The 20,684-nt window shown below is 63.1% G+C and carries 17 protein-coding genes and 1 pseudogene; 15 read left to right on the top strand and 3 right to left on the bottom strand.

The features are described 5' to 3' along the window. Positions 1-5 precede the first annotated feature (5 nt). The 9 genes and pseudogenes from AC3WWH_RS20220 to AC3WWH_RS20180 all read left to right on the top strand — a co-directional run bounded on the left by AC3WWH_RS20220 (position 6) and on the right by AC3WWH_RS20180 (position 11,764). Positions 6-931 (top strand): annotated as a pseudogene (locus AC3WWH_RS20220) (fatty acid desaturase). Positions 932-1,091: 160 nt separating this feature from the next. Further along, positions 1,092-2,078 carry a TonB-dependent siderophore receptor gene (locus AC3WWH_RS20215; RefSeq protein ID WP_058322081.1) on the top strand — a complete coding sequence of 329 codons (987 nt, stop codon included), beginning with the start codon at positions 1,092-1,094 and terminating at the stop codon, positions 2,076-2,078. Between the two features lie 19 nt (positions 2,079-2,097). Next, on the top strand, positions 2,098-2,979 hold the full coding sequence (locus AC3WWH_RS20210) for an iron-siderophore ABC transporter substrate-binding protein (RefSeq protein WP_373419863.1): 882 nt from the start codon (positions 2,098-2,100) through the stop codon (positions 2,977-2,979). Continuing rightward, complete coding sequence (gene fhuB, locus AC3WWH_RS20205; protein ID WP_058322083.1) at positions 2,976-4,940, top strand: Fe(3+)-hydroxamate ABC transporter permease FhuB; 1,965 nt, start codon at positions 2,976-2,978, stop codon at positions 4,938-4,940. Before AC3WWH_RS20210 ends, fhuB begins: the two co-directional genes overlap by 4 nt. Further along, positions 4,937-5,656, top strand: a complete 720-nt coding sequence (gene fhuF / locus AC3WWH_RS20200) for a siderophore-iron reductase FhuF (RefSeq protein ID WP_082640772.1) — start codon at positions 4,937-4,939, stop codon at positions 5,654-5,656. The genes fhuB and fhuF overlap by 4 nt, the downstream gene beginning before the upstream one ends. Positions 5,657-5,709: 53 nt before the next feature. Next, on the top strand, positions 5,710-6,525 hold the full coding sequence (locus tag AC3WWH_RS20195) for an ATP-binding cassette domain-containing protein (RefSeq protein WP_058322085.1): 816 nt from the start codon (positions 5,710-5,712) through the stop codon (positions 6,523-6,525). A 267-nt stretch (positions 6,526-6,792) separates the two neighbouring features. Further along, positions 6,793-7,863 (top strand): HlyD family secretion protein, encoded by a 1,071-nt coding sequence (locus AC3WWH_RS20190; RefSeq protein WP_058322086.1) that lies wholly within the window; start codon positions 6,793-6,795, stop codon positions 7,861-7,863. Beyond that, positions 7,863-10,649 carry a ribosome-associated ATPase/putative transporter RbbA gene (rbbA, locus tag AC3WWH_RS20185; RefSeq protein ID WP_058322087.1) on the top strand — a complete coding sequence of 929 codons (2,787 nt, stop codon included), beginning with the start codon at positions 7,863-7,865 and terminating at the stop codon, positions 10,647-10,649. Before AC3WWH_RS20190 ends, rbbA begins: the two co-directional genes overlap by 1 nt. Before the next feature lie 2 nt (positions 10,650-10,651). Next, positions 10,652-11,764 carry an ABC transporter permease gene (locus AC3WWH_RS20180; RefSeq protein WP_058322088.1) on the top strand — a complete coding sequence of 371 codons (1,113 nt, stop codon included), beginning with the start codon at positions 10,652-10,654 and terminating at the stop codon, positions 11,762-11,764. Positions 11,765-11,852: 88 nt separating this feature from the next. On the opposite strand, the gene AC3WWH_RS20175 is transcribed toward AC3WWH_RS20180, so the two are convergent. Beyond that, a complete protein-coding gene (locus tag AC3WWH_RS20175) occupies positions 11,853-12,296 on the bottom strand; it encodes a hypothetical protein (RefSeq protein ID WP_057255277.1) in 444 nt (147 codons plus the stop codon). A 293-nt stretch (positions 12,297-12,589) separates the two neighbouring features. On the opposite strand from AC3WWH_RS20175, the gene AC3WWH_RS20170 reads away from it, so the two are divergent. The 3 genes from AC3WWH_RS20170 to AC3WWH_RS20160 all read left to right on the top strand — a co-directional run bounded on the left by AC3WWH_RS20170 (position 12,590) and on the right by AC3WWH_RS20160 (position 15,515). Beyond that, entirely contained in the window at positions 12,590-13,618 is a 1,029-nt protein-coding gene (locus tag AC3WWH_RS20170; protein WP_156433070.1) for a COG3904 family protein, read from the top strand. A gap of 27 nt (positions 13,619-13,645) precedes the next feature. Beyond that, entirely contained in the window at positions 13,646-14,428 is a 783-nt protein-coding gene (locus AC3WWH_RS20165; protein ID WP_156433071.1) for a hypothetical protein, read from the top strand. Positions 14,429-14,573: 145 nt separating this feature from the next. Next, positions 14,574-15,515 (top strand): MYG1 family protein, encoded by a 942-nt coding sequence (locus AC3WWH_RS20160; protein WP_492377190.1) that lies wholly within the window; start codon positions 14,574-14,576, stop codon positions 15,513-15,515. Between the two features lie 43 nt (positions 15,516-15,558). On the opposite strand, the gene AC3WWH_RS20155 is transcribed toward AC3WWH_RS20160, so the two are convergent. Beyond that, the gene (locus tag AC3WWH_RS20155; protein WP_063891466.1) at positions 15,559-16,530 is read right to left on the bottom strand and encodes a LysR family transcriptional regulator; all 972 of its coding nucleotides are present in this window, start codon (positions 16,528-16,530) and stop codon (positions 15,559-15,561) included. Between the two features lie 116 nt (positions 16,531-16,646). On the opposite strand from AC3WWH_RS20155, the gene AC3WWH_RS20150 reads away from it, so the two are divergent. Further along, positions 16,647-17,483 (top strand): oxidoreductase, encoded by an 837-nt coding sequence (locus AC3WWH_RS20150; RefSeq protein ID WP_058322158.1) that lies wholly within the window; start codon positions 16,647-16,649, stop codon positions 17,481-17,483. A 109-nt stretch (positions 17,484-17,592) separates the two neighbouring features. Here the strand turns inward: AC3WWH_RS20150 and AC3WWH_RS20145 are convergent, their stop codons facing one another. Further along, on the bottom strand, positions 17,593-18,858 hold the full coding sequence (locus tag AC3WWH_RS20145; protein ID WP_058322092.1) for an MFS transporter: 1,266 nt from the start codon (positions 18,856-18,858) through the stop codon (positions 17,593-17,595). 106 nt (positions 18,859-18,964) lie between these two features. On the opposite strand from AC3WWH_RS20145, the gene AC3WWH_RS20140 reads away from it, so the two are divergent. Both AC3WWH_RS20140 and AC3WWH_RS20135 read left to right on the top strand, forming a co-directional pair. Continuing rightward, on the top strand, positions 18,965-19,429 hold the full coding sequence (locus AC3WWH_RS20140) for a winged helix-turn-helix transcriptional regulator (RefSeq protein ID WP_058322093.1): 465 nt from the start codon (positions 18,965-18,967) through the stop codon (positions 19,427-19,429). Between the two features lie 67 nt (positions 19,430-19,496). Next, on the top strand, positions 19,497-20,681 hold the full coding sequence (locus tag AC3WWH_RS20135; protein ID WP_058322094.1) for a GGDEF domain-containing protein: 1,185 nt from the start codon (positions 19,497-19,499) through the stop codon (positions 20,679-20,681). Positions 20,682-20,684 lie beyond the last annotated feature (3 nt).

Genomic DNA, 20,684 nt, shown 5'->3' with positions numbered 1-20,684 from the left:
ACCGCATGTCGACTGATGCACTGCCCCCACAATCGAACCTAACTGCCATCGCCCGCGTCGAATGGCAGACCATAGCGCTGGTCGTGGCTATTTATGGTGGCTTTCTCGCTCTGACCTGGTTCTGGCAGTCGCTTCCGATTGTCCTCGTGATCGGTCTTGGCGGCTGGCTGATTGCCTGGCACGGCTCGCTGCAGCATGAGGTCATTCACGGGCACCCGACGCGCAATCAGCGTATCAACGATGCGATCGGATGGCCGCCGCTGTCTCTCTGGCTGCCCTATGCGATCTATCTGGAAGGCCACCTCGTCCACCATCGCGACGAACATCTGACGGATCCGATCGAGGATCCGGAGTCCTCCTATTTCACCCGGGCCGCCGGGAAGGCATGGGCAAGGTGGGGCGGAAGCTTGCAGAGTGGAACACGACTTTGCTCGGTCGGCTGACGCTCGGGCCGCTGGTCATGATCCTGAGCTTCCTCGCACAGGAACTGGTGCTGATCGTGCGGGGTGACAGGGAGCGGGCAAGGATCTGGCTCTCGCACGGGGCAGGCGTCGCCATCGTGCTCGCCTGGGTCGTCGCGGTCTGCGGCATGCCGCTCTGGCTCTACCTTTTCGGCTTCGTCTATGTCGGTGCCGCACTGACGCGGCTTCGCTCCTATGCGGAACATCGTTATGCCGGCCATCACGAGGAACGGACGGCGATCGTCGAAGACACGCCGCTTTTCGGTCTCTTGTTTCTCTACAACAACCTGCATGTGCTGCATCACCAGCGGCCGGGTATTCCGTGGTACCAGATCCCGGCGCTCTATCGCCGGCACAGACGTGCGCTGCTGGCGATCAACGGCGGCCTCGTCTATCGCGGCTATCGCGACGTGGCTCGTCGCTTCCTTCTGAAGCCGCATGATGATCCGCGCCATCCGCAGCATCTCTGATGTTGCGGACGCGCGCCGCCATCCGCGAAGGCCTGCGCGAAGCCCTAGGCGCCTCGCGCGTAGCGCGCCCGGTGGTGGGCGACGAAGGCGCGCACGGCCGCCGAGCCTTCGACCTTGCGAGAGGCGACCGCGAGGTCCGACGTGACGCGGTTTCGCGCCAGTGAAACATAGCGCACGCCGGGAAGCTGCAGGCATTGCAGCGACCTTCTTCCAGGCGACACCGCTCGACGTGCGTTCGCCAAGCTACGGCGGACCGATCCGGCTGATCGCGCCGACGCTCGATACGACTGTCGACAGCGAACTTTCGCAGCTTGGTGTCTACGTTCAGGACGAACTGGCGCTCGGAGGCTGGCGGGCAACATTGGGCCTCAGGCAGGACTGGACCAGCAGTTCGGGCACGTCGCTCAATGGACTGACAGGCGTTTCCCGTCCGCTCGACCAGGACGATCACGAACTGACCGGCAGGGCCGGCCTCAGCTATATCTTCGACAATGGCATTGCGCCCTATGTCAGCTACTCGACGTCCTTCGAGCCGGTGATCGGCGCTGCTCTGGACGGCAGGCCTTTCGAGCCGACTTCGGGCGAGCAGGTCGAGCTCGGCGTGAAATACGAACCCACGGATTGGAACCGCTTCTTCACGGCGGCCGTCTACGACCTCAAGCAGCAGAATGTGCTGCGCACCATCGCCGGCATTTCGTCGCAGATCGGTGAGGTCAATGTCCGCGGCCTGGAACTCGAAGGCGTGGCGAGCATAACGAAAGGGCTCGATCTGCGGGCGGCCTACACCTACACCGATGCTCGCATCGCTGCGGGCGCCGACGACGGCAATCGCGTCGAAAACGTGCCGGAACACATGGCGAGTCTTTGGGCGAACTACACTTTCCAGGAGGATACGGCGCTCGAAGGTCTCGGCGTCCGGGCGGGCGTGCGTTATGTCGGCCAGCGCTACGGCAACAGCGCCAACACCTTCAACCTGGACTCGGTCGTACTCGCCGATTTCGCGCTCACCTATAAGAAGAATGGTTACAAGGCGTCGCTCAACGTTCAAAATCTCTTCGACAAGGACTATGTCGCAAACTGCAGTTCCTTCGGCTGCTACTACGGCGACGGCCGCACGTTCATGGGGAAGCTGACCTATAGCTGGTAGCGAATTGAGAGAGCGGACATTGGGTCCTTTTGTCAGTCGCCGGGAGCTGCTTCTCGGCGCGGCGCTTTTGCTCGCCGCGCCGACGGCCAGGGCCGGCGCGCCCTTGCGCATAGCCGCGATCGACTGGGCGATGCTGGAGACGCTGTGCGCGCTCGGCCTTACCCCGGTCGCCGCGACGGAGCTCATTCAGTTTCGAAGCGATGCCGTCGAGCCCGACTTACCTGCAGATGTCGTCGATCTCGGATTGCGCGGCTCGCCCAATTTCGAACTGCTTCACCTCCTGAAGCCCGATCTCATACTGATCTCGCCGTTCTATGTGCGCCACGAGGCGGCGCTCGGCCGGATCGCGCCGCTTTTCTCCCTGCCATTCTACGTGCGGGGCGAGCCGCCTTTCGAAAAGGCGCTCGTAGCGGTCAAGGCACTCGGCGAGCGTCTCGGACGCTCCGACAGGGCGGAGGCGCTGCTGAAGGAGATAGCCGGCGAAATCGAAGGTTCCAGGCATGCGATCGCTCCCTTCGCGAACAGGTCCACCTATATCGTCAACATCGGCGACGCGCGGCATGTCCGCGTCTTTGGTTTCGACAGCATGTTCGGTGACATGCTCGCCCGGCTCGGGCTGCCGAATGCCTGGACGGATCGTTCGCGCTTCACCTTTGCGGCACCCGTCCCGATCGAAAACCTGGCGGCTGATCCCGATGCGCGCATCGTCATCGTGTCCGAGGTGCCGGTGGAGGCGCGCAGCGGCCTTCGAAAGAGCATCATCTGGAATTCGCTGGAGCCGGTCCGCAAGGGGCGGGTCATCCAGCTCGCCAACGTCAATCCCTATGGCGGTGTTACTGCGGGCCTGCGGTTTGCGCGCCTGTTTGTCGAGGCGATGCTTGCGGGGGACCGGCGCGGATGACGATGCGGGCATGGTCTTTCCTGTCGGCCAGCCTGCTCGCCGGCCTCATGCTCTTCGCGCTGGCCGCATCGAGCCAGGTCCCGTTTGCGCAATGGGGAGACCTGTTGGCCCCTCCCGCCGAACTCACGCTCGACAAGATCATCCTGGCCTATAGCCTGTTCCCGAGGGCGGCGGTCGCGCTGGTCGCGGGCGCCGCACTCGGCCTATCCGGCGCGCTTCTCCAGCAATTGCTGCGCAATCCGCTCGCCGATCCATCGACCCTCGGCATCTCGGCAGGCGCCCAGCTCGCGATCGTCGCGGCGACGCTCTATGTGCCTGAGATCGTCGATGGCCACCGAACTTTGGTCGCGCTCGCCGGCGCCGCCGGGGCAGCGGCGATCGTCTTCGCGCTCGGTTGGCGCCGGGCTTTCGAGCCGGTGACGATGGTGGTCTCCGGCCTGCTTGTGGGGGTGACAGCCGCAGCCTTGTCCGCAGCGATGACGCTCGCGCGGGGCGAGTACCTCATGTCGCTCGTGACCTGGAACGGCGGATCGCTCAGCCAGCAGGACTGGTCAGTGTTCCAAAGCCTTGGCCTGGAGTTGGTGCTCCTTGGCCTGCTTGCCGGCCTATTGATCCGCCCGTTGCTGGTGTTGAGGCTTGGCGACACGAGCGCGCGCAGCCTGGGTGTCAATCTCGGCGGCATCCGATTTGCGATTGCCGCGATCGCCACGGCGCTTGCCGGCTTCGTCGCTTCAGCGGTTGGCCTGGTGAGCTTCGTCGGTCTTGCCGCCCCGGCCTTCGTGCGCGCTTGCGGCGCCCGCCGACCGGCGGCGATCGTCGCGCTGTCGCCGCTTGCGGGAGCGCTTTTCCTCTGGCTCTGCGACGGCATCGTGCAAACACTTGCGCGCGCCTCGAGCGAAAACTTCCCGACGGGCGCGGTCACCGCACTCGTTGGTGGTCCTTTGCTTCTCTGGCTTCTGCCTCGGGTACGCAGCATGGAAGTACCGCATGAGGGGCGCGAAAACGTTCATCGCGGCAATCTGAAAACAGCATTTGCCGCCTTTCTGGTTCTCGTGCCGGTCCTGGTCGCGATCGCATTCTTCGTCGGGCCGTCCGGACATGGCTGGAAGTTCCTGAGCTGGGCGGAAACGCTCGACCTGGCACCGCTCAGATGGCCTCGGCTCCTGGCGTCTGCAGCGGCCGGCGGCCTGCTCGCCGTGACCGGCGCGATCCTGCAGCGCATGACCGGTAATGCGATGGCCAGCCCCGAGGTCGTCGGCGTCAGCGGCGGTGCCGGCCTTGGCTTTGCCGCAGCGCTCACATTCGCGCCCGATGGCGGCACGGTCGTCGTCTTCACTGGCGCCGGGCTCGGCGCGCTCATTGCCATGCTGGCGGTGCTGGTCTTTGCCAGCCGCCGGCATCTGCCGCCGGAAAAGCTGCTGCTTGCGGGCGTGGCGGTCGGTTCCTTCAGCTCGGCCGTCCTGTCGGCGCTGCTGGCGATCGGTGATCAGCGGTCTTGGCAAATTCTCTCATGGCTCGGCGGTTCGGCATCCACGGCAACGCCGGCGACCGCAATATTCCTCGGTATTTTCTCTTTGCTCGTCCTGGCCGCCGCACTGCTGTTGAGCCGCTGGCTGACGATCCTGCCGTTCGGGCCGTCGATCGCCCTGTCGCTCGGCCTGTCGGTGCGGTTGAGCCGCGTGCTTCTCCTGCTTCTTTCAGGTGCTGCGACCGGCGCGGCGTCCCTGCTTGTCGGGCCCTTGAGCTTTGTCGGGCTGGTCGCGCCGCATATCGTCCTGCGCGCCGGTCTTGTCACGGCGCCGCAGCACCTGGCGGGCTCGTTCCTGCTCGGCTCGATCCTGATGGCCCTTGCCGATTTCGGCGCCCGCACGGCGACCTTCCCCTACGAACTGCCGCTCGGCCTTTTTGCTGCCCTCGTCGGCGCGCCCTACCTCATCTGGCTTCTGGGACGGCACAGATGATGGTGAACCAGCTTCCGGTGCTTCCGATTCCGTTCGCGGATGCAGCCCTGTGCCACGCTGTGCCGGCTGAAGACGATGATCTCGTCAGCCTGGACAGCATTCTCGAGCCAGGGCCGGTTGCGAACGCACTGGATGGACTGTTGCGGCGGTGGGGGCCGGGCGATCGCCGGGCCGCGGCGTCGCTATGGACGCAGGGTTATTTCGGCCGGCTGCTCAGACCCGTTATCGCCTATGGCCTCGTTCACGACATCTGGTTTTCGATGAAGTTGTCGGACGTTCAGGTCGGCCTATCCGATATGGCGACGCCCGTCCGGTTCGTGCTGAAACGCGCGGCTCCCGCTCCGTTGAGCGCGCGCCTGCGGCGGATTGTCGACGACAATGTGCGACCTTTGATCGTGCGGATGGCGAAAGTGACGGGCACGTCCGAACGGGTGCACTGGAGTAATGCGTCCTTCGCGTTTTGCCGCGCCTGCCGTCATGTTGATGATCTTTGGTCACAGGAGGCCATGCCCTCCGATGTCGCGGCGCGCTTGCGCGAGATAGAGGCGCTGATGGCTGCGGACCATCCCCTTTTTCGGCTGACGCAGACGGTCCCGGATGCCGAGGGCGGTGCCTGTCTCCAGCGAAAGGTCTGCTGCATCCGCTATAAGCTCGACGGCCTGAAGAAATGCGGCACAGCCTGCCCGATCAATGCCTCGACCTTTTGCCGTCAATGATATCTATCGATGAGACGAACAGCAGGTCCAGCGATCCTGCCCGGAACGAAAAGATGCAGAACCACGCGACTGAAACTCCACCCATCGCCCGCGACCAGGCCGTTCTGGCGCTCCATGATGTGAGCTTTGCGATCGATGGGCGCAACCTGCTGCACCCGCTGACGTTGGAGATCCTGGCCGGGCATTCCATCGCGCTGATCGGCCATAATGGTTCCGGCAAATCGACGCTGCTCAAGCTAATCGGACGACAGCTCGCGCCGACCGCGGGGCGTATCGATTTCGAAGGAAAGCCGCTTGCGGACTGGGGAACGCGGGCCTTCGCCCGCCGGCTCGGCTATTTGCCGCAGAATACGCCGCCAGCGCCCGGCATGCTTACCCGGGAACTGATCGCACTTGGCCGCTATCCCTGGCACGGCGCGCTCGGCCGCTTCGGGGCGGCCGACAAGGCGAAGGTCGAAGAGGCGATCGAGGTCACCGGCATCGAGCCGTTTGTCAACCGGGAGGTCGACAGTCTGTCGGGCGGGGAACGCCAGCGCGTTTGGCTTGCCATGCTCGTCGCCCAGGATGCCACCTGCCTGCTGCTCGACGAGCCGATCTCCGCCCTCGACATCGGCCACCAGCTCGAGGTGCTGGCACTGACCCGCGACCTCTGCCGGGACAAGGGCCTCACCATCATCTCGGTACTGCACGAGATCAATATGGCCGCGCGTTTCTGCGACCGCATCATGGCGCTCCATTCCGGCCGCCTCATCGCCGAAGGCACGCCCGACGATGTGATGACGCCGGAAGAGCTGGCGCGGATTTACGACGTGCAGATGGATGTTCTGGAACAGCCCGTCAGCGGACGTCGCGTGGCGCTGGCGCGGTAGGCCACACGGCCACGGCACTGGCCGATAGTCCGACCGAGCGCGTACTGAACAGAGGTCCCGTTTGCTCGAACGGCGAGGACGGGCCTCACCATCCCAAGCGATCAACCGCCGCAGATCCCCAATAACAACCCGGCATTTGGCACCAAGGCGCCTGACCCGCAATTGACATGAGTCAATGCGGCAGCTTCGTCCTTCGGGCCTATTCCCGGTTGTGTTTGAGTGGTCGCGGGCTATTCTCGTGGTCCGTTTTGATGGTGGGACGCTGAAATGGAAAAAGCCCGGAAGAATTGGCTCCTGGTTGGTCTGGTCATTCTGGCGCTCGCGGGCGGCTACTATGTCTGGCAGAACATGGATCGCAATGCGCTGCCCGCCGGGATCGCGAGCGGCAACGGACGCATCGAAGCAGTTGAGATCGATATCTCGACCAAGACGGCAGGCAGGATCAAGGAGATCCTGGTGGATGAGGGCGATTTCGTCACTGCCGGCCAGGTGCTCGCCCAGATGGATACCGTGCAATTGGAAGCGCACAAGCGGCAGGCCGAAGCGCAGCAGCAGCGTGCGATCATCAGCGTCGAAGCGGCGAAGAACCTGGTCACGCAGCGCGAAGCGGAAAAGGCCGCGGCCGAGGCTGTCCTCGCGCAGCGGCGCGCACAACTGGACGCTGCCGAACGGCGGCTCGCCCGGTCCGAGCAACTCGTGAAGACGAGCACCGTTTCGCAACAGGTGCTCGACGACGACAGGGCGACCGCCGAGGGCGCACGCGCTGCGGCCAGTGCCGCGGAAGCGTCACTGGCCGCGTCAAATGCCGCGATCAATTCGGCGAAATCCCAGGTCGTCGATGCCGAAGCCTCGGTCGAAGCGGCCAAGGCTTCGGTCGAAAGCATCATCGCCGACATCAACGACAGCACCCTGGTCTCGCCGCGCGACGGCCGTATTCAGTATCGTGTGGTCCAGCCGGGCGAAGTGCTGGCGGCCGGCGGTCGCGTGCTCAATCTCGTCGATCTCGGCGATGTCTATATGACGTTCTTCCTGCCCACGGATCAGGCCGGCCGCCTGTCGATCGGCAGCGATGTCCGGCTGGTGCTGGACGCGGCGCCGCAATACATCATTCCCGCAAAGGTCTCCTATGTCGCGGATGTCGCCCAGTTCACGCCGAAGACGGTCGAGACGGCCGAAGAGCGGCAGAAGTTGACCTTCCGGATCAAGGCGCAGATCCCGAAAGAGCTGCTGAAGAAGTATATCCGCATGGTCAAGACCGGTCTTCCGGGCGTCGCCTATGTGAAAGTCGATCCGAATGCAGAGTGGCCGGCGAGCCAGACCGGCACGCTGGTGCAGTGATGGCAGCCCCCGATCGGGCCGGCCTGCCGCCGGCAGAGCCCGTGGTTCGCTTAAGCACCGTCACGCTTTCCTATGGCAAGACGAAGGCGCTGGATGACGTGACGCTCGACATACCCTCGGGCTGCATGGCCGGGCTGATCGGGCCCGACGGCGTTGGGAAATCGAGCCTGCTGTCATTCGTCGCCGGCGCACGCGCCGTACAGGCGGGCAGCGTGGAGGTGCTTGGCGGTGACATTGCCGATGCCGGCCATCGGCGGCGGACCTGCCCGCGTATTGCCTACATGCCGCAGGGCCTCGGCAAGAACCTCTATCCGACCCTTTCCGTCTTTGAGAATGTCGACTTTTTCGGCCGGCTCTTCGGCCACGATCGCCAGGAGCGCGAGAGGCGGATCGCCAGCCTGCTTGAAAGCACCGGGCTTGCCCCTTTCGCCGACCGTCCGGCGGGCAAGCTCTCCGGCGGCATGAAACAGAAGCTCGGGCTTTGCTGCGCGCTGATCCACGATCCCGATCTCCTGATCCTCGACGAGCCGACGACCGGCGTGGATCCGCTGTCGCGGCGGCAATTCTGGGGACTGATCGACGACATCCGCACTGAGCGGCCGGGCATGAGCGTCATCGTGGCGACCGCCTATATGGAAGAAGCGGCGCGCTTCGATTGGCTGGTGGCAATGGATGCGGGCCGGGTGCTGGCAACGGGCACGCCCGATCAACTGCTGGAAAAGGCCGGCGTCGACACGCTCGACGCCGCCTTCATCGCGCTGCTTCCCGAGGAGATCAGGGGCGAACACCACGACGTCGTCATTCCACCGCGCCCCGAAGGTGCGAGCGACGACATCGCCATCGAGGCGAACAACCTCACCATGCGTTTTGGCGATTTCGTTGCCGTCGACAATGTCAGCTTCCGCATCGGCCGCGGCGAGATCTTCGGCTTCCTCGGCTCCAACGGCTGCGGCAAGACGACGACGATGAAGATGCTGACGGGCCTGCTTGCCGCCAGCGAAGGGACGGCCAAACTCTTTGGCCGCGAGGTCGACTCGCGTGACATGGAGGTACGCCACCGCGTCGGTTACATGTCGCAGGCCTTCTCGCTCTATACCGAGCTCACGGTTCTGCAGAACCTCGAGCTGCATGCCAAGCTGTTCGGCATGGCGGCGGACAGCATTCCCAAACGGATCGAGGAACTGGCGAAGCGCTTCGATCTCTCGGATGTGATGGAGGCCTTGCCGGACGCCTTGCCGCTCGGCGTGCGCCAACGGCTCTCGCTTGCGGTCGCGCTGATCCATTCACCCGATATCCTCATCCTCGATGAACCGACGTCCGGCGTCGATCCCGTGGCGCGCGACAGTTTCTGGCAGATCCTCGTCGATCTCTCCCGCAACGATCGGGTGACGATCTTCATCTCCACCCACTTCATGAACGAGGCGATGCGCTGCGATCGCATGTCGCTGATGCATGCGGGCAAGGTGCTCGTCAGCGATACGCCGGCCGGCATCATGAAAAGCCGGTCCGCCTCGACGCTGGAGGAGGCCTTCATCGCCTATCTGGAAGAGGCGATCGCCGGGGCAAAGCAGCCGGCGCCCGCCGTGGTCAGGGCTAAGGCGCCGTTGGAGCCGGTCGCCGAACGATCGGCCGAGACCAAACGGCCTCCGAAGTCAGGGTTTTTCGACGTCGGGCGGATGTTCAGCTATACCCGCCGCGAAGCGCTGGAACTGGTGCGCGATCCCATCCGCGCGACGCTTGCCACGATCGGCACGGTCATCCTGATGTTCGTCATCGGCTACGGCATCAACATGGACGTCGAGGATTTGACCTTCGCAGTGCTTGACCGCGACCAGACGACGACGAGCCGCGACTACATTCTCGAAATCGCCGGTTCGCGCTACTTCATCGAGAAGGATCCGATCACCGACTATGCCGATCTCGACCGGCGCATGCGCAACGGCGAACTGAGCCTGGCAATCGAGATCCCGCCGGGCTTTGCCCGCGATGCGGCGCGCGGCGATACGGTTGAAATTGCCGCCTGGATCGACGGTGCGATGGCGAGCCGTGCCGAAACGGTCAAGGGTTATGTGCAGGGACTGCACGCCCATTGGCTGACCGGAAAGATCCGCGAACGCTATGGGGCGGCTGCGACCACCGGCAGCTTCAAGATCGAGACGCGTTTCCGCTACAACCCTGATGTCAAGAGCATCGTTGCGATGGTGCCGGCGGTCATCCCGCTCCTGCTGATGCTGATCCCGGCGATGCTCTCGGCGCTCAGCGTCGTGCGCGAGAAGGAGCTGGGGTCGATCGTCAACCTCTATGTCTCGCCGGTGACGCGGCTCGAATTCCTGATCGGTAAACAGATCCCCTATGTTGCCCTGGCGATGCTCAATTTCGTGCTGCTGACGGCATTCGCGATCTTCGTCTTTCGAGTGCCGTTTACCGGCAGTCTGCTCGCCTGGACGGCCGCGGGGCTGATCTACGTTTCGGCGGCAACGGCCATGGGGCTCGTCATCTCGACCTTCATGTCGAGCCAGATCGCTGCGATCTTCGGCACGGCGATCCTGACGCTCATTCCCGCAATCCAGTATTCCGGGATGATCGATCCGGTCTCCTCGCTCGAAGGGGCGGGTGCCTTCATCGGCCAGATCTACCCGACCACACATTTCATGACGATCGCCCGCGGCACCTTTTCCAAGGCTCTGGGCTTCGGTGATCTCGGTGGCGCCTTCGTGCCGATGCTGATCGCCGTGCCCGTGCTGCTCGCGATCGGCACGCTATCCCTCAAGAAACAGGCGAGGTAACGATGCGCCTGTCCCATATCTACCATCTCGGCATCAAGGAACTCTGGGGGCTCTGGCGCGATCCGATCCTGCTGATCCTGATCGTCTATTCCTTCACGCTCTCGGTCTATACGGGCTCGACCGCAATGCCGGAAACGCTGAACCGTGCGGCAATCGCCATCGTCGACGAGGACCGCTCGCCGGTTTCGACGCGGATCTCGACGGCTTTCTATCCGCCCTATTTCGTGCCGCCGCAGATGATCACGCCGGCGGAAATGGACCGCCGCATGGACCAGGGGCTCGAGACCTTCGCGCTCGATATCCCGCCGAATTTCCAGACGGATCTGCTGGCCGGTCGCTCGCCGACCATCCAGCTCAATGTCGACGCGACGCGCATGAGCCAGGCCTTTTCCGGCAACGGCTACATCCAGCAGATCGTCACCGGCGAGGTCGCGGGCTTCCTTGACCGACACCGCAGCGAGCAGAAACTGCCGGTCGATCTGGTTCTGCGTGCCCGCTTCAATGCGGAGCTCAACAAGGGCTGGTTCGGCGCAGTCATGAACGTCATCACCAACATCACCATCCTGTCGATCGTGCTCACGGGTGCCGCCCTCATCCGCGAGCGCGAGCACGGGACGGTAGAGCACCTCCTGGTCATGCCTGTGACCCCGTTCGAAATCATGGTCAGCAAGGTCTGGTCGATGGGGCTCGTGGTGCTGCTCGCCTCGGCGGTCTCGCTGATCGTCGTCGTCAAGGGCGCGCTTGCGGTTCCGGTGCAGGGCTCGTTCGCGCTGTTCCTGCTGGCAACGGCCCTGCAGCTCTTTGCGACCACCTCCATGGGCATCCTGCTTGCCACGATTGCCGGCTCCATGCCGCAGTTCGGTCTGCTGCTGATGCTTGTGCTCTTGCCGCTACAGGCCCTGTCCGGGGGCATGACGCCGCGCGAAAGCATGCCCGAGATCATCCAGAATATCATGCTGGCGGCGCCGAACACCCACTTCGTCATTCTGGCGCAGGCGGTTCTCTTTCGCGATGCCGGTCTGGACGTAGTCTGGCCGCAGCTTCTTGCCTTGCTGCTGATCGGCGCCATCCTCTTCGCCTTTGCCATGCGGCGCTTCCGGGCTTTCCTGAAGTAGGCTTGCCAGGTGTGGCTGATCGGCAAGCGTGCCGCCGGCCGATCAGGGCCTGGTCGGAGAAACGCTATTTTTTGCACCACGCAAGGCGTCAGGCGGGAATGAATTTTCCGTCGTAGCGCACGCGAAAATTCCGGCGTTGGGCATCTTCCTGGAAGCAGACAAACACCAGTTCGAGATCGTGCGTGCTGCTGCGTCTGCCAAGCAGGCTCAACGTGATCACGATCACGCCGCCATAGGTGCGCGTCAGATTGATGGCAGCGCGCCGGATTTCATTGGTTCCGGCATCGTCCCGGTCTTCCCGCCGTTCGTATACCTGCCAGAAACGCGCGCTTTCCCAGGCCGATCGCAATGCTTCGGTTATCTCCGCCTTGAACTCGTCCACCGACCTGCCCTTGCTCCATGAAACGGTCCGCTCGGTGTGATCGCCAAAGATATCGAGATAGCCGTCATAGTCGTCCGGATCGGAAAAACACCGCTCGATCATTCCGAATGCTACGTCGTCGGAAATTGCTGCCTTAAAGAAAATCGTCATCGAATCGCAATCCTGCCTTGAGCGCCTATGTTGTCAAAGCGTCGACGGTGTATCCAGCCCCTCGGCGTCTGATCGCTGCCGCGCGAACAACTATCGTCTCGCTGCAATGGCTTAGGTGGGTCGATCGCATCGCGCCGACAGCCGTTTCCGCGTCCATGATTGTTGCCTTATATTCAGGCTCCATGCTATCGTTGGTTTCATTATTGTCTGACGCAACTTTCTTTCTTCTTTCGCCATCCCGCGCACGATCTCAGCAATAGGTGCGAAAGAACTGTTTGTTTTGATAGTCATATTTGCAGCATGAAATTTGCGGGGGGCCGCGCGCCGCGCTGATGCGAAAAGGGATCGGGCGAGATCGCTCCAACCTGGAACGCCGGGGCGGGGACAGTCGGGCGAGGGACAGTTTTTTGATCGGCATGGCATTTCCACGAGAAGTATTCTCGCGTTCAGTGGTCATTGTCTGTCTGTTGGTTGGGCTCCTGGCCTCCGCCGCGACGGTTCGAGCGGCGCCGGCCGGCGGCGCTGACATGCAGTTCTTCGTGGTTCGCAGCGGTCAGCCAGGGTGCGAGCCAACCTGTCCGGAGTGGATATCGGCTGAGGGGACGATCGTTCGCGAAAGCCCCGCGCACTTCAAGAAGCTGCTCAAAACCATCGGCAAACGCCGCCTGCCCGTCGTGGTGACGTCACCCGGGGGAGACGTCGACGCTGCCCTGGCGCTGGGGCGGATCATCAGAACACGAAAGCTTGAAGTGGCGGTCGGCAAGACCCGCTTCATTGGTTGTCAGCCGCAGCAGAAGGACTGCCGCGACAACGACGGCAAGGGCGCCCGCTATATCGGTACCGCCTATTCGGGCGGAGCCTACTGCAATTCGGCCTGTCCGCTGATGTTCGCCGGCGGAACCCGCCGAGTGGCCGGGCAATGGGCCTATCTCGGCGTTCACCAGATCACCACTGTCTTCGTTCAGACCCAGACGCGGTATCGGGAGGAGTACCGTATCGTCAACGGCAAGAAGAAGGTGACCAGCAAGAAGGTCGTCAGCCGCAAGAATGTCGGCAGCCGCAAGATCTACGAGATGACCAAGTCGCAGGAGCGCGAGTTGACCGCCTACCTCGCGGAAATGGGCATCGGCCGCACGGTTATCGATCTGATGAAGATCACGCCCGCCTCCGATATGCGCAAGATCGAACCCGTCGCGATGACCGAGATGAAATTGATCACGCAGCTGGGCGGGGTCGAATTGCTGACCTCGGTCGAGACCTGCAGAACGGTACCGGCGTCCGCCAATTGTCGGGTTTTCGTCATGTCGGACCTGAAGCGTTAGACCAGGGGATTTGGGTTGGAGACCGGAATGCGAATATGGAGTTCTCCCGTCGGCGCAGCCACGCCCCGCCTGCTACGGGTTGCGCTGGTAATCTGTCTGCTGGCCGCAAGCCTGTTGATGGAGCGGCCGGCAATGGCGGCTGAGCAGGAGATGCGGTTTGTCGTCGTGCGCTCCAACCAGGCCGGTTGCGAGCCGACATGTCCGGAATGGATTTCCGCCGCAGGCACCATCGGTCCGAAGACGCCGGCCCTGCTGAAGGCAACCTTGAAGAGGCTCGCAGGCCGCAAGCTGCCATTGGTCCTGCGATCGCCCGGTGGCGACATGGCTGCTGCGATGGAACTCGGCCGCCTCATCCGCAAGAGCAAGCTGAGCGTGGCGGTGGGTACGACCATTTTCTTCGGATGTCAGCGCGATCAGAAGAACTGTACCGCAAACGACGACAAGGGGGCCGCCTATATCGGCAAGGCGGTTTCGCTTGGAGCCTGCTCGCAGGCATGCACGCTCGTCCTTGCGTCCGGCATTCGACGGCTGGCGGGAGAAGGGACGATCGTCGAAGACATTCCGATGCTGGCCGGAAACGAGACCGATACCCGCAAGCTCGTGGCCTACTACTACGAAATGGGCGTCCGTTACCAGTCTCTGGCCGAACGCCTGCGCAACGCGGCTGGCAAACTCCACCCCTATCAATTGTCCTTAGAGCTGATGTTGACGGGCCAGCTGCCCGTCGGCCAACTGGTCGATGCGGAAATTTGCCGTGCTACGCCTGCGCCGGACAACTGCCGGGTCTTCACCACGATGGATCTGGAGTAGCTGCGCTCGGGGCCTCCCCCGCCAAGATCTCCGGGCGACGCAGGCGGGTCTCCAGGCGGGGCAAGGAGCGATGGTGGGTTGAGGTGGCAGCAAGCAATGGCTATGTGGTGCGCTCCGTATTCAACGAACCATAAGGCCAATCGGGATGATCCCAGAGTTTCTCGTTACCCATTCCGGTGGCTTCCATGCCGACGAACTGCTGTCCACCGTCATCCTCACACGGCTTTTCCCGCAGGCTCGTCTGATCCGCAGTCGGGCTCCGGAATGGATCAGGCCCGGTGCAGACCGTATCGTCTACGATGTGGGTGGCCAGTATGACCCTGCTGCCGGCATTTTCGATCATCACCAGCGCGGCGCGCCGCTGAGAGAGGACGGCCAGCCCTACAGTTCGTTCGGGCTGATCTGGAAGCACTACGGCCGCGACTATCTCGCCGCTTCAGGCGTTCCTGAAGACCATATCGAGGCGGTCCATGCGGCCTTTGATGCACGCTTCGTGCTTCCGGTCGACCTGGTGGATAATGGTGCGCTCGACCCTTCCGTTGCCGGGCCGCTCGCAGGGCTCACCCTGCCGGCGCTTTTGGAAACCTTGAAGCCGGTTTTCGACGAGGCCGGCCAGGAGGCTGACGATCGCGGCTTTCAGGCCGCCCTGGCGGTTGCCCGTGCGCTCGTCGAGGCCGGCGTAGCCCAGCGCACCGCCAAGCTCAGAGCCGAGGCACTCGTCCTTCAGCAAATCGCTAGAGCCGGGGATGGTCGCGTTCTCGAGCTGCCGATGGGCATGCCCTTCCGTCCGGCCGTCGTGAAGGCCGGCGCCGATCACCTGTTGTTCGTCGTTCACCCGCGCGACAAAGACTGGTGCCTGACGGGCATCCGCAAGGCAGATGAGGGCTTTGAGCTTCGCGCAGACCTGCCCGCAGCCTGGGCCGGCCTGACCAACGGCGAGTTGGAAGCGGCTTGCGGGGTCGCGGGCGCAAGCTTCTGCCACAATGGCCGCTTCATCGCGGCTGCCGCAACGCGCGAAGCTGCCCTTGCCATGGCCGAGCTGGCCGTCGCGGAGGCTATTTCGCCCGCAATGGAAACCAAGGCGTAGGCCAGGGGATGTCCCGCGTCGGGCACCTTCGCCTGTTCCGGCCTTAGCCGGAAGCGGCGGCGTCATGGTCCGACCGTGGCGCGGTCGGTCGCTGAAGCAGCTTCGCGTTAACTCTTGGTGAGGCGGTACCCGCAGTCCTGATGAAATCGACGAAGGCGCGTAGCGCCGCCGGCATTTGCCGTCGGCTGGGGTAGTATAGATAGAGGCCGCCGTAGTAGGGGCACCAGTCTTCGAGCACCCGAACAAGTTTCTCTTCGTCTATCAGCGACAGCACCTGATCCTCGAAGGTGAAGGTCACGCCGGCGCCCGCAAGGGCAGCGTCCACCATCATGTCCTGGTCGTCGACGATCAGCGGGCCGCTCACTTCGACCTGAAGTTCCACGCCGCCGCGCTCAAACTCCCATGCGTAAAGCCGGCCGCTGCCGAAGCGCAGTCCGACACAGGGGAGTTCCCTCAGGTGATCGGGAGCGGTCGGTTTTGGAAAGCGCTCGAAGAAGGAAGGCGTTGCCACAATTGCGGTGCGCTGGCGCGGCCCGATCGGGACGGCAATCATGTCCTGCGCGATGACCTCGCCGAAACGAACGCCGGCGTCGAAACCCTCCGATACCATGTCGACGAGGTCGTTGTCGGTGACGATCTCGATGCTGATTTTCGGGTAGGCTTCGAGAAAACGCGCGACCAAAGGCAGAAGCACCATCTTCGCGGAGGCGCGCGCCGCATTGAGTTTCAAGCGCCCGACAGGTGCGCCCCGGAAGTTGTTGAGGTCGTCAAGCGCATCCTCGATGTCGCGGAAGGCGGGTGCGACGCGCGCGAGCAGAAGTTCGCCCGCTTCCGTCAGCGCGACGCTGCGGGTCGTTCGGTTGAAGAGGCGAAGATCAAGCCGCTCCTCAAGTGCCTTCAGGGCATGGCTGAGTGCCGATGGCGTGCAGCCGACCTCGTCAGCGGCGCGGCGGAAGCTTCGGTGCCGGGCCAAAGCCAGGAAGGAGGACAGGTCGGAAGGCGATACGGTTCTCATTGATGAATCTTACTCATCAGCTCAAGGAGAATCCAGTCGATTATCTCAGCAGATGGAGCGCGGTAAAACCTTCTCAGCCGCCGACGATGGAGCGGCGAAACAAACAGGAGGTTCACATGCATACATGGTTCGTTACCGGGGCATCCCGTGGATTTGGCGCCCTCATTGTGGAAAAGGCACTCGCCAAGGGCGATCAGGTCGTCGCGACGGCGCGCAATCCGAAGGCGATCGCCGAGCGTTTCGGCAAACAGCCCAACCTTCTGGCCGTGGCGCTCGATGTTACCGACGAGTCCCAGGCGCATCGGGCCGTCGGGCAGGCGATCGCCCGCTTTGGCCGGATCGATGTTCTGGTCAACAATGCCGGCTACGGACTGCTCGGTGCGGTCGAAGAGGCAAGCGGTGCCGAGATCGAGGCCCTGTATCGCACCAACGTCTTCGGCCTGCTGGCCGTCACCCGTGCCGTGCTGCCGCACATGCGCCGCCAGCGTTCGGGACGCATCCTGAACTTCTCGTCGATCGGCGGCTATCGCAGCGGCCCTGGCTTCGGGGTCTATTGCTCGACGAAGTTTGCCGTTGAAGGCCTGACCGAAGCGCTCGCAGCAGAGCTTGCCCCGCTCGGTATCCATGCGACGGCGATCGAACCCGGTTACTTCCGCACCGACTTTCTCGACTCGACCTCACTCGGCATCAGCCCGATCGAGATCGAGGACTATGCCGAGACGGCCGGCTTCGTTCGCAGCAAGGCGAAGGAGATCAGCCATAACCAGCCGGGCAATCCCGACAGGCTGGCAGAGGTCTTGATCTCGTTCGCTGATGCCGAAAATCCGCCGGTGCGGTTGCCGCTTGGCAGCGACACGGTGGCCACGATCGAAGCCAAGCACGCATCGGACGCAGAAATCCTTGCCCAATGGCGTGCCGTGTCCCTCTCGACCGACTTTGAACCGGCCGCATAAGCGTCGAGGAGCGGCGGTCGACCGTTCCCTCAGAGGCCCCGCCATCGTGCGGGGCCTTCTCGTTGGCTGAGCCAACCTCGGTCCGCGCTGTCGCAGCTCACTCAACCGTTCAACGCTGCGCGTCTTCCGCATGCTTGGATCCCGTAGGTCTTGTCGCCAGCCAGAAGAGCAGCGAGGTAAGGCTGATCGCCGCGCCCATCAGGCAGACGCCGTTCCATCCCGCATGCGTATAGGCGACCGTGGAGAGAGAGGATCCGATCGCGCTGCCGAGCGAATAGAAGAGCATGTAGGCTGCCGTCAGTCGGTTCTGGGCTTCCGGACGGACACGATAGATCAAGGCCTGGTTGGTCACGTGGACCGCCTGGAGCCCGAAGTCGAGGACGAGCACACCGGCGATGAGCCACAGGATCGAGTGATCCAGCAATGAGATGGGCAGCCATGCGATGAGCATGAGCGCGAGTGCAATCCCCGTCGTCGTCTGGCCGAACCCGCGATCGGCCCAATGGCCCGCTCGCGAAGCGGCCAAAGCCCCGGCGATCCCTGCCAGACCGAAGAGGCCGACCTCGGTATGCGACATGGAGAAGGGCGGTGCGCTCAGCGGCAGAACAAGCGGCGTGAGCAGGGTCGTCACGTTCGCGAAGATCAGCATGGCGATCACGCCGCGGGTGCGCAGCACCGGCTCTTCCCAGATCAGCTTGAAGGTGGAGCCGACCAGGCGGGGGTAGCTGAGCTTGCTCGTTTCCCGTCTCTGGTGCGGCAGCAACCTGTATAGCAGGCCGGCGATCAAGAGCGTTGCGACACAGGATGCAAGATAGACCGATCGCCAGCCGGAGAGATCCGTCAGAAGGCCTGCGACGGTGCGAGCGGAGAGGATGCCGATCACGATGCCGCTGGTGACAAACCCCACCACCCGGCCACGTTCCGACGGTTGAGCCAGGCTGGCCGCGTAGGCGACCAGGGCCTGTGTCAGGACGGCAAGCATGCCGACGGCTGCGATCGCGGCCATCAGCATTTCGGCGTTGGCCGAAAGGGCGACGAAGCTGAGTGCGACCACTGAAAGCAGGGATTGAATGATGATGACCTTGCGGCGATCGAAAAGGTCGCCAAGAGGAACAAGCAGGACCAGGCCGAGCGCGTAGCCGATCTGCGTCGCGCCGACGATCAAGCCGGCGCTGGTCTGCGAAAGGTCGAGATCCGCGGCCATCACATCCAGCAGGGGGTGGGCAAAATAGGCGTTGGCGACCGCAAGGCCAGAGGCGAGGGCAAAGAGTGTCATCATCGGGCGCGTCAACAGTGATGCCGTGGCATCTCCGGCATTTGGGCGCGCAGCGTCGTTTGCGGCGTCGATCGACGCCGCAGCAGCTCCACCATCCATTGGACTTCTTCCTTATTTCGGTTTAATAATGAAACCAAATTTATGGATACCGATTTGGTTTCATAATGCAACCAAAATCTCGTGGCCGCGAGAGAGGAGAGTTCGTATGGTGGCGCGCAGAAGCCTCAAGGGAGACTACTGCCCCAGCGCGCGATCTCTGGACGCGATTGGCGACTGGTGGTCGCTGCTGATCGTGCGCGATGCGTTCGACGGGCTCCGGCGTTTTAGCGATTTTCAAAAGAGCCTCGGCATTGCCAAGAACATCCTGACGGAGCGCCTACGCACGCTCGTCGATCGCGGCATTCTGGAGACGGTTCCCGTCGGAGAGGCGAAAGCGCGGGTCGAGTATCAATTGACGGCGATGGGCCGGGACCTCTTTCCTGTGATGGTCGCCTTGCGCCAGTTCGGCGAAAGGCACCTCTTTCAGCCCGGCGAGGAGCATTCCCTGCTGGTCGAAAAAGAAACAGGACTGCCTGTGAAGCTCGACATCCGCACACAGGATGGCAGGCCGATCGAGGCCGACGAGACGGTCCTGATCAAGGTGCCCGAAGACAGCGGCGAACCGATCTAACTTTAGACGAATATTCAGTTTTCTCTGCAAGTTTGCTGGAGTCCTTCCGCAGCCGGGGAATTTGGTAATGGGCGTTGCCACGCTAGACCAGGTAGAGAACCAGATCGCGCGCGGCTTTCGTTATCTGCAATTCTCGCCGGAGATCGAGGCGCTGTTCCGCAAGGAATATGCGGCCGAGCGTGTGCGGCTCGCGGTGATCTGGGGCGTGATCGGCGTTTTCATCTACGATCTGGTCTATTTCGGCGATCGTACGATGCTGCCCGACGTGTTCAACGAGCTGCTCGTTGTCCGCTTCCTGGTGTTCACGCCTTTCGTCATCGGCTGTATCCTGGCCGTGCGCCGCTGGCCGGATGCGCTTCTCTACGACGTTCTGGCGGTGGCGATCGCCGTGCTGGGCGTCACCTTGCCGATGGCTGCGGCCACGCAGAGCGCCAGTTCCTACCTGTTCGTCTATCAGAACGGCAACTCCGCCGCCTTCCTGTTCTTCGTCATTGCCTTGCGGCCACGCTTCTTTGCCGTCGTGATCGGGCTCGCGCTGCTGTGCGCTTCCCATTTCACCACCACGCGCCTGACCGGCGCCTTCGACGATGTCACCTATTCCGGCATCATCACCTTCTATCTGACACTGTCGATCTTCCTGGCGGTCAGCGCCTATTTTCTGGAGCAAAAGGACAGGCAGAATTTCCTCAACCAGCTAAGAGGCAGCCTTCTCTACCGCCAGCTTGAGCGTAATGCCGAACGGGATGAACTGACGGGACTGTTGAACCGTCGCTCGCTGGCGCGGGTTGGCGAGATGCTGTGGAACGACGCGCCTCGCCTGGCGCCGGTTTCGGCGATCCTGCTGGATATCGACCACTTCAAGCGGTTCAACGACGTTCACGGCCATATCGAGGGCGACGCCTGCATCCGCGCCGTCTCGCAATGCATGCGCGACACGGTGGATGAAGCCTCCTTCGTCTTCCGCTTCGGCGGTGAGGAGATGCTGGTGCTCGTGGCGGATCGGGAGCCGCTGCAGGCGTTGGCGATGGCCGAGCGTATCCGCACGGCGATCGAACGGCTCGGCATTGCACATCGCGGACTTGGCAATGGGTGCGTGACGGCAAGCCTGGGCGTCGCTTCGGCGCTTGCGACTGAGACGACGCTTGAAAAGCTGCTGCAAAACGCAGACGCGGCTCTCTACGAGGCGAAGCACATGGGCCGCAATACCGTCGCGTTGGCTAGCGCGCCCAAGGTCGGCGCGCAGGTCGCCTGAAAC

This window comes from Ensifer sp. EB106-03-01-XG145 (assembly GCF_058792075.1).
Note: the sequence above shows the minus strand (reverse complement) of the source record. Positions and strands in the feature narration are given on the sequence as shown.